Source organism: Nocardia sp. (assembly GCF_025465275.1).
GTDB lineage: Bacteria > Actinomycetota > Actinomycetes > Mycobacteriales > Mycobacteriaceae > Nocardia.
The window spans coordinates 24,233-37,100 of sequence record NZ_JAODNK010000043.1 but is presented as its reverse complement, the minus strand read 5'-3'; the positions used below and the strand labels follow the sequence as shown (position 1 = coordinate 37,100).

15 protein-coding genes are annotated in these 12,868 nt (G+C 66.3%); 10 read left to right on the top strand and 5 right to left on the bottom strand.

The window, feature by feature from the left end; genetic code table 11:
* Positions 1 to 143 precede the first annotated feature (143 nt).
* Positions 144 to 413 (bottom strand): mycothiol system anti-sigma-R factor, encoded by a 270-nt coding sequence (gene rsrA, locus JWN03_RS09620; RefSeq protein ID WP_297612932.1) that lies wholly within the window; start codon positions 411 to 413, stop codon positions 144 to 146.
* An 8-nt stretch (positions 414 to 421) separates the two neighbouring features.
* Positions 422 to 1,114, bottom strand: coding sequence for a sigma-70 family RNA polymerase sigma factor (locus tag JWN03_RS09615; RefSeq protein ID WP_297612929.1), 693 nt, complete (start codon positions 1,112 to 1,114; stop codon positions 422 to 424).
* Between the two features lie 257 nt (positions 1,115 to 1,371).
* Between JWN03_RS09615 and ybaK the strand changes: the two genes are divergently transcribed.
* The 4 genes from ybaK (at position 1,372) to JWN03_RS09595 (ending at position 4,696) form a co-directional block, all read left to right on the top strand.
* Positions 1,372 to 1,863, top strand: coding sequence for a Cys-tRNA(Pro) deacylase (gene ybaK / locus JWN03_RS09610; protein ID WP_297612817.1), 492 nt, complete (start codon positions 1,372 to 1,374; stop codon positions 1,861 to 1,863).
* Between the two features lie 125 nt (positions 1,864 to 1,988).
* Positions 1,989 to 2,540, top strand: coding sequence for a MarR family winged helix-turn-helix transcriptional regulator (locus JWN03_RS09605; protein WP_297612814.1), 552 nt, complete (start codon positions 1,989 to 1,991; stop codon positions 2,538 to 2,540).
* A gap of 14 nt (positions 2,541 to 2,554) precedes the next feature.
* Complete coding sequence (locus JWN03_RS09600) at positions 2,555 to 4,225, top strand: MDR family MFS transporter (RefSeq protein WP_297612926.1); 1,671 nt, start codon at positions 2,555 to 2,557, stop codon at positions 4,223 to 4,225.
* Positions 4,226 to 4,384: 159 nt separating this feature from the next.
* Positions 4,385 to 4,696, top strand: a complete 312-nt coding sequence (locus JWN03_RS09595; RefSeq protein WP_297612810.1) for a hypothetical protein — start codon at positions 4,385 to 4,387, stop codon at positions 4,694 to 4,696.
* A gap of 22 nt (positions 4,697 to 4,718) precedes the next feature.
* Here JWN03_RS09595 and JWN03_RS09590 read toward each other — a convergent pair whose 3' ends face one another.
* Complete coding sequence (locus JWN03_RS09590; protein WP_297612924.1) at positions 4,719 to 5,495, bottom strand: SOS response-associated peptidase; 777 nt, start codon at positions 5,493 to 5,495, stop codon at positions 4,719 to 4,721.
* A gap of 146 nt (positions 5,496 to 5,641) precedes the next feature.
* Between JWN03_RS09590 and JWN03_RS09585 the strand changes: the two genes are divergently transcribed.
* A complete protein-coding gene (locus JWN03_RS09585; RefSeq protein ID WP_297612807.1) occupies positions 5,642 to 7,150 on the top strand; it encodes an aldehyde dehydrogenase family protein in 1,509 nt (502 codons plus the stop codon).
* A 49-nt stretch (positions 7,151 to 7,199) separates the two neighbouring features.
* On the opposite strand, the gene JWN03_RS09580 is transcribed toward JWN03_RS09585, so the two are convergent.
* The gene (locus tag JWN03_RS09580; protein ID WP_297612805.1) at positions 7,200 to 7,499 is read right to left on the bottom strand and encodes a hypothetical protein; all 300 of its coding nucleotides are present in this window, start codon (positions 7,497 to 7,499) and stop codon (positions 7,200 to 7,202) included.
* 162 nt (positions 7,500 to 7,661) lie between these two features.
* On the opposite strand from JWN03_RS09580, the gene aroA reads away from it, so the two are divergent.
* From aroA to JWN03_RS09560, 4 genes are all read left to right on the top strand, one after another.
* Positions 7,662 to 8,945, top strand: coding sequence for a 3-phosphoshikimate 1-carboxyvinyltransferase (gene aroA, locus JWN03_RS09575; RefSeq protein ID WP_297612802.1), 1,284 nt, complete (start codon positions 7,662 to 7,664; stop codon positions 8,943 to 8,945).
* Positions 8,906 to 9,955, top strand: coding sequence for a ribosome small subunit-dependent GTPase A (rsgA, locus tag JWN03_RS09570; protein WP_297612800.1), 1,050 nt, complete (start codon positions 8,906 to 8,908; stop codon positions 9,953 to 9,955). Before aroA ends, rsgA begins: the two co-directional genes overlap by 40 nt.
* A gap of 77 nt (positions 9,956 to 10,032) precedes the next feature.
* Complete coding sequence (locus tag JWN03_RS09565; protein ID WP_297612798.1) at positions 10,033 to 10,494, top strand: YbaB/EbfC family nucleoid-associated protein; 462 nt, start codon at positions 10,033 to 10,035, stop codon at positions 10,492 to 10,494.
* 5 nt (positions 10,495 to 10,499) lie between these two features.
* Positions 10,500 to 11,024, top strand: coding sequence for a nitroreductase family deazaflavin-dependent oxidoreductase (locus JWN03_RS09560; RefSeq protein WP_297612796.1), 525 nt, complete (start codon positions 10,500 to 10,502; stop codon positions 11,022 to 11,024).
* Here the strand turns inward: JWN03_RS09560 and JWN03_RS09555 are convergent.
* On the bottom strand, positions 10,963 to 12,399 hold the full coding sequence (locus JWN03_RS09555) for a hypothetical protein (RefSeq protein ID WP_297612794.1): 1,437 nt from the start codon (positions 12,397 to 12,399) through the stop codon (positions 10,963 to 10,965). The genes JWN03_RS09560 and JWN03_RS09555 overlap by 62 nt on opposite strands.
* Positions 12,400 to 12,547: 148 nt before the next feature.
* On the opposite strand from JWN03_RS09555, the gene JWN03_RS09550 reads away from it, so the two are divergent.
* On the top strand, positions 12,548 to 12,865 hold the full coding sequence (locus JWN03_RS09550) for a hypothetical protein (RefSeq protein WP_297612792.1): 318 nt from the start codon (positions 12,548 to 12,550) through the stop codon (positions 12,863 to 12,865).
* Positions 12,866 to 12,868: the final 3 nt, after the last annotated feature.

The following is a 12,868-nucleotide window of genomic DNA, read 5'->3' as shown; positions in this document are numbered from 1 at the left end:
ACTTCCCAGCGGGAAGAGTGCCGCTCAAGCTATTTCTACGGAACGTGACGACTGATTTCGTGAGGTCCGGGTAACTCCCCGGGTACCCCCAAAATCGGGGTGGCGCCTAACCGCCGGCACGCGTGTGTGACCGGCGACGGCACTCAGTCGGGCGCTGAAGTATCGGGGAGGCGGGGGAGCGTGAAGGTGGTCCGGATTTCCATGGTGAGACGGGCGCGCAGGGAGTCGGGGGCGCGCTCGCCGCCGCATTTGCGGTTGAGCAGGGATTTGAGCTTCTCCTCGAGGCCGTAGGCCTCGATGCAGGGCGAGCAGCGGTTGATGTGCTCTTGGAGACGGGCCTTGATGGTCTCGTCGCATTCGTTGTCCAGGAGCAGCCACACGTCGGCGAGCACCGCCGTGCAGTCCATGTCCATCTCGTCGCTCACTGGGTGACCTCCTGACGCGTATCGCTGCCCCGGTTGAATCCGCGTTCCCGGGCCACGTCGGCGAGCAGGCCCTTGAGCTGCTTACGGCCGCGGTGCAGGCGGGACATGACGGTTCCGATGGGGGTTCCCATGATCTCGGCGATTTCCTTGTAGGGGAAGCCCTCCACGTCGGCGTAATACACCGCCATCCGGAATTCCTCCGGCAGCTCCTGTAGAGCCCGCTTGATGTCGTCGTCGGGCAGGGCCTCGAGCGCCTCCATCTCGGCCGAGCGCAAACCCTGTGAGGTGTGCTCGGCGGTGGCGGCCAGCTGCCAGTCGCTGATCTCGTCGGTCGGATACTGCGCGGGCTGGCGCTGCTTCTTCCGATACGAGTTGATGTAGGTATTGGTGAGGATGCGGTACAGCCACGCCCGCAGATTGGTGCCCTCGCGGAAGGACCGGAAGCCCTGGTACGCCTTGGCGAAGGTCTCCTGGACCAGATCCTCGGCGTCGGCCGGATTGCGCGTCATGCGCAGGGCCGCGCCGTAGAGCTGATCGAGCAGCGGCAGTGCGTCGCGCTCGAATCGGCGCGTCAGTTCCTGGGGGGTCTCCGTGCTGCGCGCACGTTCCGTGCCGTCGTCGGTGCCGTTGTCGCCGGCCTGGATGGTCTCGGCAGTATCCGAGTCGTCATCGGGCAGGCGAACGACCATGTCGTCGTCGCTCGTCACGTTGTTCCCTTCGATCGCCGTAGCTGTCGAATCTACCGCGAGCGGGGTGAGCGCCGGGAAACCGGCAGGGTGCAGCACCAAGCGCACCGGGCGTTCCTGGACCAGAACGGTCACCGACTCCTCCTTCGTGATGGGAAACATAACGCGTATGGCATGCAACAGGCCGAGTGGTCGCCATGTTCCCCGAGGACGCGAAAAATCGGTATCTCGCGCGGTGGGCCGCTGTTTAGGGTGGGCGCATGGCAGCTTCGACCCCCGCGATCAAGGCACTGGTGCAGGCAGCAGTGGAGCACCGGGTGCACGCCTACCCGCACGATCCGCGCAGCGATTCCTACGGTGCGGAGGCGGTGGCTGCGCTTGCGGCGGAACTCGGGGTGAGCGCGGAACAGATCTTCAAGACGCTGGTCATCGAGCTCGGTTCGGGCGGGCTCGCGGTGGCGGTGCTGCCGGTTCCGGCCAAGCTTTCGCTCAAGGCGGCGGCCGCGGCGCTCGGTGACGGCAAGGCCGTCATGGCCGACAGGGCGAAGGTGGAACGCACGACAGGCTATGTGCTGGGCGGGATTTCGCCGCTCGGCCAGCGGAAGCGGCTGCCGACCGTCATCGACGAATCCGCACTCGGGTTCGATCGGGTGCTGTGCAGCGCCGGGCGGCGCGGGCTGGAAATCGAGCTCGATCCGGCCGAGCTGGTACGGCTGACCAGCGCCGTTACCGCCGCGGTCGCAGTGAGCTGAGACACCCCCGCCGAAAATAACTTGCCAAGGAACAACTATCTCCACATACTTGCTGAGTACAACTAGTTGATTGCTACAAGCAGTTGATAGACACAAGCAGTTGTTTGATGCAAGGAGGTGGACCCGTGACCGATGACCAGGCGCAACCCAGTTGCCCCGTCACCGACGACGTGGCCGACACCGTCGCCACCCAGATCATTCGTTTGAACAGACTGCGGGATCGCGCCAATGCGCAGATCGCCGCGGCCACCGACGGCGAGGTCGAACCCGCCGCGTTCGCCATCCTGTTCAAGCTGATCCACAACGGGCCGATGCGCTCCGGGGCCCTCGCCGAGGCGCTCTACTCGGACGCCTCGACCATCAGCCGGCAGGCGGCGAACCTGGTGAAACGCGGTTTCATCGAACGCCGTGCCGACCCCGCCGACGGCCGGGTCAGCGTGCTGGCGGTGACCGCCGCAGGGCACGACGTAGCCGCCGAGATCCGAGTACGGCGCAACGAGACACTGCGCGACATCATGGCCGACTGGACCCCTGACGAGCAGGAATCCTTCGTCACCCTGCTGAGCAGGTTCGTCGACGGCTACGAGCAGACCCGCAGTCTCAAGATGGCTGCCCTCTACCCCAAGGGCACATCCAAAATTCTTCCGAAAATCGAGTCCCCAGAGAGTAATTCGTGACGACTACAGCAGAAATGGAACCGCAGTCCACCGCCGGTTTCACACACAAACAAATCATGGTCGTGCTCAGCGGCCTGCTGCTCGGCATGCTGCTCGGCGCGCTCGACCAGACCATCGTGTCGACGTCGATCCGCACCATTGCCGATGACCTGCAGGGTTATTCGATGCAGGCGTGGGTCACCACCGCGTACCTGATCACCGCGACCCTCTCCACTCCCCTGTACGGCAAGCTCTCGGATATGTACGGCCGCAAGCCGTTCTATCTGGCGGCCATCTCGATCTTCGTGGCCGGTTCGCTGCTGTGCGCCTTCGCCTCGTCCATGTACGAGCTGGCGGCCTTCCGGGCCTTCCAGGGTCTGGGCGCGGGCGGTCTGATGTCGCTGGCGCTGACCATCCTCGGCGATATGGTCGGGCCGCGTGAGCGCGCTCGCTACCAGGGTTACTTCCTGGCCGTGTTCGGTACCTCCAGCGTGGCCGGCCCGGTCCTCGGCGGCATCATCTCCGGTCAGAACGAGATCCTCGGGATCACCGGCTGGCGCTGGGTGTTCCTGGTGAACGTGCCGCTGGGCATCATCGCGCTGGCCGTCGTGTCCCGCGTGCTGAAGCTGCCCAAGGTGCAGCGATCCAAGGCGACCGTCGACTGGTTCGGCGTGCTCACCATGGCCATCGGACTGGTGCCGCTGCTGGTCGTCGCCGAACAGGGCCGCATCTGGGGCTGGGGCAGTACCAACTCCATGGTCTGCTACGTGGTCGGTGCGCTCGGCTTGATCGGATTCATCGCGGTGCAGGCCAAACTCGGTGATGCCGCACTGATTCCGCTGCGCATGTTCAAGAACTCGACCTTCGCACTCGGCGTGGCCATTTCGATCGTGGTCGGCTCGGCCATGTTCGGTGGCATGACCATGCTGCCGCAGTACCTGCAGGTGGTGCGTGGTTCCAGCCCGACCCTCGCCGGTATGCAGATGCTGCCGCTGGTGGTCGGCATGATGACGGCCTCGATCTTCGCCGGTCAGACCATCTCTCGCACCGGCCGCTACAAGATCTTCCCGCCGCTGGGCGCGGGCCTGCTGGTGCTGGGTCTGTTCATGCTGCACTTCATCGGCGCGGACACCCCGCTGTACGTGGCCATGCTGTTCATGCTCATTGTGGGCCTCGGCCTGGGCAATCTGATGCAGCCGCTGACGCTGGCGATTCAGAACGCGCTGCCGCCGCAGGATATGGGCGTGTCCACCGCGGCCGCGACCTTCTTCCGGCAGATCGGCGGAACCCTGGGTGTCGCGGTCTTCCTGTCGATCATGTTCTCGCAGATCGGGCCGAATATCAGCACCGAATTGCAGTCCGCCGCAACAACATCGTCGTACCAGCAGGCGATCAGGGACGGCATGCAGAGCAGCAATCCGGCCGATGTGGCGCTGGCCACCGGTCTCGCTCAGCACGACCAGGCCGCCGCGGCGAAGGTGCTCGACGACAGCTCGATCATCCAGAAGGTGAATCCGACGCTGGCGCATCCGCTCAAGGTCGGCTTCGCCAACGCCATGGACACCGTGTTCCTCGTGGCTGCCGCGGTCGCGCTCATCGCGCTGATCCTGGTGATGTTCTGGAAGGAAGTGCCGCTGCGCACCTCCGGTGGTATCCAGGCCCGGCAGGAGAAGATCGAAGAGGCCGCCGCTGCGGCGATCGGCTAGCAATATGGGCACCTGACCAGTGCCTTGACACGCACAAAGTGGGCCGCGATCCCCGGATCGCGGCCCACTCTGTGCGTTACTTGTCTCAGTGCGTATTTGTCGTTTTTGTACGTTTCCCCCTCTCGCCAGGTTCGCCCGACTCGAGGATGTGATGCGTTTATGTCTCCCCATCAGCGATTTCGAACCAGCGTGGTAGCCGTCTCCGGCGCACTGCTCGTAGCGCTGGCGTCCGGCCCGCTGACGGCAGCCACCGCGACGGCGGCCCCCATCACCGTCGCTCCCCAAAATCCGAACTATCCGCTCGGACCCGATCCGTCGGCGCCCGGGCAGCAAGCGCCACAGAAGGACGAGAAGCCCGAAAAGGCCGGCAAGCTGGGCGGCACCATGACGACGAAGATCATCGATCTGGCCACCGGCGCGTTCAAGTGCGGGCTGAATATCGCCCTGCCTTCGGTGAAATGCGATCTCTAGCAGATTGATTCGTGCGGGCCGGTCAGATCAGACTGATCTGACCGGCCTGTTCGTCCACCTTGCTCAATAGCTCGGGCCCGTTATTGCGGACGCTGTTCACCAATAACGGCACCGGACGGATGAGGATGTCCGAAACATCCTCGGGGCGTGGGGTTTCCAGGAGTTCTTCCGGTGCGGGGTGGTCCGGGTCCAGCCAGGCGGCCCAGTGCTCGCGGGGCATGGGTAGTGGCATGCGGTCGTGGATCTTGGTGAGGTCGCCGACAGCGTCCGTGGTCAGGATGGTGCAGGACAGCAGGGGCTGCGCCTCGTCGCCCAGACTGCGGTCGCGCCAGACCGACCAGAGACCGGCCATATAGAGGCGCTCACCGTCCGCCCTGGACATGAAGAAGGGCTGTTTGACGGCCTTGCCCGAACCGCCCGGTTCGGTCACCCACTCGTACCAGCCGTCCATGGGGACCAGGCAGCGGCGCTTCTTCACGGCATCGCGGAAGGATGCGGTGGTGGCAGCCTTATCGGCACGGGCATTGAAGAGCGGTTTGCCCTTGGCCGGGATGCCGGGCTCGGAAGCCTTGCTCCAGGGCGGGATCAGACCCCAGCGCATGGCCCGGATGCGTAGTGTCGCCGGGTCCTGCGGGTGGTCGCGGTCGTGCCGCTCCACCACTGTGAGCACCTGATTCGTGGGCGCCACGTTGTAGTTCGGGTCGAAGCCCTTGCCGTTGCCGGCACTCGTCTCGTCGAGAGCATCGAGTTCGGCGGCCAGCGTGGCGGGATTCGTGGTTGTCGCGTACCTACCGCACATGGTCACCATGCTGCCACCGGACACCGACAGATTCGAGACTTCCCACACCTTGAAGCACTCGCGGGTAAAGTGAGGGCAATTGACTTCACTTGGAACGTATGAGACGTTCGTCGCATCACACTCTCGTAAAGGGACCGCTGCCAATCATGCCTGCTACCGACACCGCCCCGATCGATCAGGACGCCGTGCTGACCTCCGTCAACCCCGCCACCGGCGCGGTTCTCGCCACTTACAAGATCGATGACGAGGCCGCAGTGCACGCCGCCGTCGCCAAGGCCCGCACCGCCGCCGCCACCTGGGGCGCGCTGAGCTACGCCGAGCGCAAGCGGCATCTGCTGCGCTGGAACAGCAAGCTGGTCGCGAAATCCGACGAGCTGTGCGCGCTCATCCACGCCGAGAACGGCAAGCCGCTCGACGACGCCTACCTCGAGCTCATGCTGGTGCTCGAGCACATCAAGTGGGCGGCCTCCAATGCCGAGAAGGTGCTCAAGCCGAAGAAGGTCTCGCCGGGTGCGCTGATGTCGAACTTCTCCGCGCATGTGGAGCAGCGTCCGCTGGGCGTGGTCGGCATCATCGGGCCGTGGAACTACCCGATCTACACCCCCAACGGGTCCATTGCCTATGCGCTCGCCGCCGGTAATACGGTCGTGTTCAAGCCGAGCGAATTCTCCACGGGCATCGGCAATTTCGTCGCCGCCGCCTTCGCCGAGGCGAATCCGGACCTGCCGGACGGTGTCTTCGTCGCCATCAACGGCTTCGGCGCCACCGGTGCCGCGCTGGTGCGCGCGGGCGTGAACAAGCTGGCGTTCACCGGATCGACCGCGACCGGTAAGAAGATCATGGCCTCCGCGGCCGACTCGCTCACCCCGGTACTGCTGGAGTGCGGCGGCAAGGATGCGGTGATCGTGGCCGCAGACGCCGATATCAAGGCCGCGGCGGACGCGGTCGCGTGGGGCGCCACCTCCAACTCCGGGCAGACCTGCGCGGGCGTCGAGCGGGTCTACGTCGACAAGTCGATCGCTGAGCCGTTCATTGCCGAGGTCAAGCGAATTCTCACCGATATCAAGCCGGGCTCGGACGACAAGGCCTCCTACGGGCCGATGACCATGCCCAGCCAGATCGATATCGTGCGGCGGCATATCGAGGACGCGCTGAAGAACGGTGGCACCGCCGTGCTCGGCGGGCCCGAATCCATCAAGGGTCCGTTCATCGAGCCGGTCATCCTGGTCGATACCGACGAATCCTCGGATGCGGTGTGCGAGGAGACCTTCGGGCCGACCGTCACCATTCGCACCGTCAACGGCATCGACGAAGCGGTCGAGCTGACCAATAAGAGCAAGTACGGACTGGGCTCGGCGGTGTACTCGGCCAAGCACGGGCTGGAGATCGCGCGCCGCCTGAATGTCGGCTGCACCTCGGTGAATTCGGTGCTCAGCTACGCCGCCATCTCCGGACTGCCGTTCGGCGGCGTCGGCGATTCCGGTATCGGGCGCATCCACGGTGCACCGGGGCTGCTGGAATTCTCGCGGCCGCATTCGATCGCGGTGCAGCGCTTCACGATTCCGGGTATGGCGCTGCTGTCGTACTCGCGGACCGACAGCACCATGAAGCTGCTGCGCAAGATCGTGCCGTTCCTGCACGGGCGCAACAAGTAAACAGCGCCTAGGACGCCGGTTCCCTTGCAGGGGACCGGCGTTCGGCATTTCAGGGGGTCGGCGGCAGGGCCGGGGGGACGAAGAAATCTTCGATCGGGGTCGGGCCGGTGTAGCGCCGGCAGTTGCAGCTCGCCCACTCCTTGAGGCCGTGGCCGTTCTTGCGGAAGGTTTCGCCGTGACAGCGACTGCCCTCCCGATCGTGCACGGCGAGATCGTGGCCGCAGCCGCACAACGCGGTGGCTTGTGCGAGCTGCTTGGGCTGCTTGTTCCGGCGGGAACCGAAGCGGCCGAGCACCCAGCCACCGCCGACCAGTGCGGCGCCGAGGGTGAGGCTGATGGGATCGATCACTCGGCCAGTATACGTACTCATATACGTATATGGCTAGTCTGACGGGCATTCCAGGGTCCAGGACAGCCGATACGGTGGGAAAACCGCGGTTTTCCAGGTCCCGCACCGGACGAAAGGGGCGGGGAGCCCCGCAGGGCGTCGATCGTTTGGGAAGATGGACCTGTGACTTTCTGGCCCGCGCCCCATGTCCGAACTCCCGTGCACGCGACCGTGACCCTGCCCGGGTCCAAATCCATTACCAACCGGGCGCTGATCCTCGCCGCACTGGCGGATCGGCGGTCCACCCTCACCGGTGCGCTGCGCAGCCGCGACACCAACCTCATGATCGATGCGCTGCGGGCCATGGGCGTGGGAATCGAGGGTGACGCCGATACGCTCACCGTCACCCCGCCCGCGGAATTCACCAGTGCGGTCGTGGACTGCGGGCTCGCGGGCACCATCATGCGATTCCTGCCCTCGGTGGCCGCCCTGGCCACCGGTGATGTCGCCTTCGACGGCGACGAGCAGGCGCGGGTACGGCCGCTGGACACCATCCTGGACGCGCTGCGCAGCCTCGGCGTCGATATCGACGGCGCCACACTGCCTTTCGTGGTGCACGGAACGGGTGCGCTGCGCGGTGGGCCGGTCACCATCGACGCTTCCGGATCCTCGCAATTCGTGTCCGGACTGCTGCTGTCGGCGGCGCGGTTCGAACAGGGCGTCACCGTGAATCACGATGGCGCGCGGCTGCCTTCGATGCCGCACATCGAGATGACGGTGCAGATGCTGCGCCAGGCCGATGTGCAGGTGGAAGCTCCCACCGATCCGCGCAAGGCGCAGACCTGGACGGTAGCGCCCGGGCCGATCCGCGCCGTGGACTGGGAAGTGGAGCCGGATCTCTCCAATGCCACCCCGTTCCTGGCGGCGGCGGCCGTCACCGGCGGCACGGTGACCATTCCGCACTGGCCGCGCTACACCACGCAGCCCGGCGATGTGATCCGCGAAATCCTGGTGCGCATGGGCGCGGAATGTCGCAGCTTCGAGAATGTGCTCACGGTACACGGGCCGCAGCGCCTCGCCGGCATCGATATCGATCTGCACGACGTGGGTGAGCTGACCCCGACCGTCGCAGCCCTTGCGGCCCTTGCCGATTCGCCGTCCCGCCTGCGCGGTATCGCGCACCTGCGCGGCCACGAAACCGATCGGCTCGCGGCCCTTGCCGCCGAGATCAACCGGCTCGGCGGCAATGTCACCGAGACCGAGGACGGGCTGATCATCACCCCGGCGCCGCTGTCCGGCGGGCAGTGGCACTCCTACGCCGATCACCGAATGGCCACTGCCGGAGCGATTATCGGTCTCGTGGTGCCGGGCATCGAGATCGAGGACATCGGCACCACCGCCAAGACGCTCCCGAATTTCGTTGGGCTGTGGGAAAACATGCTCAGCGAATCGGAGGCAGGGAACTGAAGCGCCGCGAGTACGACGAGTCCGACGTCCGGATCCGTCCGGGCAAGGCCTCGCGTCCCCGCACCAAAACCCGTCCGCAGCATCTGGATGCGGAAGCGGCCATGGTCGTCGCGGTCGACCGTGGCCGGTGGGGTTGTGTGCTCGACGACGATCCGGAACACCGGATCGTCGCCATGCGCGCCCGCGAATTGGGCCGCACTCCCATAGTGGTCGGCGATCAGGTGGACCTGGTCGGCGATATCTCCGGTAAGCCGGACAGCCTGGCGCGCATCGTCCGGGTCGCGGAACGGCGAACGGTTCTGCGCCGCACCGCCGATGACACCGATCCGTTCGAACGGATCGTCGTCGCCAATGCCGGGCAGCTGTTCATCGTGGTCGCCCTGGCCGATCCCCCGCCCCGCACCGGATTCGTGGAGCGCGCCATGGTCGCGGCGTATGTCGGTGGGCTGCAACCCATTCTGTGCCTGACCAAACATGATCTCGCCGCAGAATCCGAATTCGCCGCCACCTTCGAGGATTTGGACCTCACCATCGTCTACGGCGGGGTCGACGATCCGCTCGAACCGGTGCTGGAACTGTTGAACGGCCGCCTCACCGCGCTCATCGGGCACTCCGGCGTGGGCAAGTCGACGCTGGTGAATCGCCTTGTCCCCGACGCGGATCGAGCCGTCGGCGTGGTATCCGGAGTGGGCAAGGGCCGGCACACCTCCACCCAATCCGTCGCCCTGCCCCTGGTGGAGGGCGGCTGGGTGGTGGACACCCCCGGCGTTCGCTCCTTCGGCCTGGCGCACATCACGCCCGACGATGTCATCGGCGCGTTCTCCGATCTCGCCGACGCCATCGAGGACTGCCCGCGCGGCTGCACCCACCTCGGCCCGCCCGCCGACCCCGAATGCGCCCTCGACAGCCTGCCGGGCAAACAGGCACGGGTAGCGGCCATCCGGCTACTCCTCAATGCCCTCAATACCAACGACCCCTGGTTCAAAGGCGGCCAGACCACCACCATCTGAGTTCGGCCGCAGCCCACACCTCTCGCAGCCCCCACCTCTCGCAGCCCACTGAAATTCCCCAACCCCTAGGGAGTTCCATGATCTCGAGCAATGCCGATACCGCACTGACCGAACTGATGCTGCACGCCGCGCATATCGGGCAGCAGGTGACCCGGATCCGCGGGCAGGGTGCGGCGGCGCAGGGGCAGGTGCGTGCCGAGGTCGATGCCGACGGGACGCTCACCGGGCTGTCCATCGCCGATTCGCTGCAGGGGACGGCGGTGCGGGACCTCGCGCACCTGGTGATCGAGGCGCAGCAGGCCGCGTGCGCCCAGGCGCGCGAGAGCGCCGCCGAGATGCGGCGCACCTTCACCGACCATCCCTATGCCGCTTCGCTGCTGCACCAGACCGCGGCGGCGGGACTGCGGGCCGCACAGTCGAAACCTCCACGCACACAACGGCCCTGTGCGGTCGATCCCTATGACGAGCCGTTGCCACCGGGCACGGTCGGCCCCAGCGATTGGCGGGACGACTGGGATCTCCCGCAGCGGGCCTGGTAGACGCCATGCGACAGCATCGACGGCAGCGCCGGCCCGGCGACGGGGCACGCTGGAATCCGCTGCCCGCGCTCGGACGGGCCATTGCTGCACGCCCGATCGTCATGCGCATGTCACCGGCGATCCTCGCGCTCGACCGGACCATCAGGCGGGTCACCCGGGGGCGCAAGGGCGTGCTCGATCTGGCCGGGCTGCCCTCCCTCGAACTGACCGTCCGCGGCCGCCGCACCGGACTGCCGCGCACGGTATCCCTGCTCTACGTGCCCGACCCGGACAACCGGAAAGTGTTCCTGCTCATCGGTTCCAATTGGGGACGTCCCGAACACCCCGCCTGGTCGGCCAATCTGAAAGCCGCCGAGCAGGCCGAATTGCACGTCGACGGTGAGCGATTCACCGTCGAGGTCCGCTGGCTCACCGGTGCCGACCGCTGCAACGCCTGGCAGCACGCAACCACGTTCTGGCGCGGCTACGTCATGGAGCAGCGCTTGGCCGGGGACCGGAAGTTCCGCCTGTTCGAACTGACCAGAGTCTGAGCAGAGCGGCGGCGAACAGGGCCACCGACAGCCAGGCGAACCAGTCGCCGAAGCGGGCGTAGAGGGTGCGGTCCGTGGGGAGGGGAAGATCGGCCAGCACGGATCGGGTGACGGTGATATCCGTTCTGACGGAGGCCGATATGTGGCCCCGGGAGTCGCTGGCCACCAGTTCGCCCAATTGCGGGGCGCGGGCTATGGCCATGCCGGATTCGATGCCGCGCAGGACCGCCATGCGGCTGTGCAACCAGTAGTCGTCGGTGAAATCCAGGGCGGGCACGAGCAGGAGTGTCGCGCCGAGGTGGCGGTTCTGCCGCACCAGGGCGGGGCGATCCAGGTCGAAACAGACTGCGAGAGACCAGGGCCGACCGGGAACCATGGCCCAGCCGGTGCCGGGGGTCAGGTCGTCCTCGAGGCCGGGGACGAGGTAGTGCTTGGCGTAGACGATGCGGGAGGGGTAATCGATGGCGGCATTGATGCTGCTGCCGTCCCGGGTGAGGACCAGCCCCGCCACCACGTGGATATTGCGGCGGGCCGCCACCTCCGACAGCGGATCGGAGAGCAGATGGAGTGTGGAATCGTCTGCACTCCAGGCTTTTTCGGGGAGCACTACGGCCTGCGCACCCCGGTCGGCCAGCGAATTGATTTCGGTGATCGCGCGCGCCACCATATCGCGGCCGTCGGTGGAGTCCACCGGAACATAATCGGGCGGTTGGGAAATCGCGAGCAGGCCGACGCGGACCGAATCGCCTTCCGCCGGGACCATCAATCGCCATGCGCCGAAAGCTGCTACGGCGAGCAGCGCGGCAGAGGAGGTGGCGGCAATCCGAATGCGCTGGGGACCAGTCGCATTCACCACCGCCGTGACTGCGGACGGCACCAGCAGAATCAGGAACGTAATTCCCCAGACGCCGGTGAGGGAGACCGACTGGACGAGGGGCAGTACACCAGCCTGGGTGTAGGCGAGACTCCACCACGCGCCGGTCGAACCGGCCAGTGACAGTAGGAATTCCAGGGTGACCCACCCCGTGGGCAGTGCGAGCGCTGCCCACCCGGGATGGCCCCGGTGCAGCAGCCCCCGCATCACCACGACCAATGCGCCGAACACGAGAGCCGATCCGCCAAGCACTGCCACGGTGAACGGGATCGGTTGTTCGACGGTGTCCGTGAAGTAGGACCACAGCTGCACTTCACCACCGAACCAGGAGAGCAGTCCGGCGAGGAATGCCGTCCAGGCCGAGACCCGTGGTGCGAGCAGCAGTACCGGCAGCGGGGCCAGGAAAGCCAAGCCTGGCAGCGGGCGCAATCCGGTGCCGAAATGCCAGAGCACTGCCGACAGCAGCACCGCGCCCGCCACGAGCAGTATGTGTCGTCTCATCTGCCAACTCCCCCAGCCGAATCCGCCGTCAGGCAATCACCTCATCCTGTGCACTCCGGGCGCGGCAGGCATCACTCCGCCGTACCCACTCGCAGTCACCCTCCCGTAGGGGGTGCGGGGTTTCCCGCGCGTGGTTTAGCCTGCCGAGGTGGAAGACCATGAGCGGAGCGAGTACTCGCCGCTCCTCGATGAGGATTTGGGGCCGGGTGCGCCGGTGACCCCGGAGGTGCGGATCGGCCGCAACGACGACAGCGTGGACTTGCCGGAGTGCGTCCGCTGCGGCAGGCCGGCCGCCCTGTATCTGCGCGCCGTCTGGCTCTCGGCGCGCGCCGTGCTCGGTGGTGACATCGATGTGGACAAGCTCATTCGAGTGGACGCGTGCGGGAGCTGCGCCGGAAGTGTGGCGGGCATGATCCTCATCAACTCGGATCCGCGCTACTGGGGCGAATCCGTGCCCCTGGACTGACGG

Excerpts from the sequence above, each read along its gene's own strand:
- JWN03_RS09595 (WP_297612810.1), top strand. The coding sequence starts at position 4,385 with ATGTCTCCCCATCAGCGATTTCGAACCAGCGTGGTAGCCGTCTCCGGC.
- JWN03_RS09615 (WP_297612929.1), bottom strand. The coding sequence starts at position 1,114 with ATGGTCGTTCGCCTGCCCGATGACGACTCGGATACTGCCGAGACCATC.
- JWN03_RS09585 (WP_297612807.1), top strand. The coding sequence starts at position 5,642 with ATGCCTGCTACCGACACCGCCCCGATCGATCAGGACGCCGTGCTGACC.
- JWN03_RS09600 (WP_297612926.1), top strand. The coding sequence starts at position 2,555 with ATGGAACCGCAGTCCACCGCCGGTTTCACACACAAACAAATCATGGTC.
- JWN03_RS09555 (WP_297612794.1), bottom strand. The coding sequence starts at position 12,399 with ATGAGACGACACATACTGCTCGTGGCGGGCGCGGTGCTGCTGTCGGCA.
- JWN03_RS09590 (WP_297612924.1), bottom strand. The coding sequence starts at position 5,495 with ATGTGCGGTAGGTACGCGACAACCACGAATCCCGCCACGCTGGCCGCC.
- JWN03_RS09565 (WP_297612798.1), top strand. The coding sequence starts at position 10,033 with ATGATCTCGAGCAATGCCGATACCGCACTGACCGAACTGATGCTGCAC.
- rsrA (WP_297612932.1), bottom strand. The coding sequence starts at position 413 with ATGGACATGGACTGCACGGCGGTGCTCGCCGACGTGTGGCTGCTCCTG.
- JWN03_RS09560 (WP_297612796.1), top strand. The coding sequence starts at position 10,500 with ATGCGACAGCATCGACGGCAGCGCCGGCCCGGCGACGGGGCACGCTGG.
- ybaK (WP_297612817.1), top strand. The coding sequence starts at position 1,372 with ATGGCAGCTTCGACCCCCGCGATCAAGGCACTGGTGCAGGCAGCAGTG.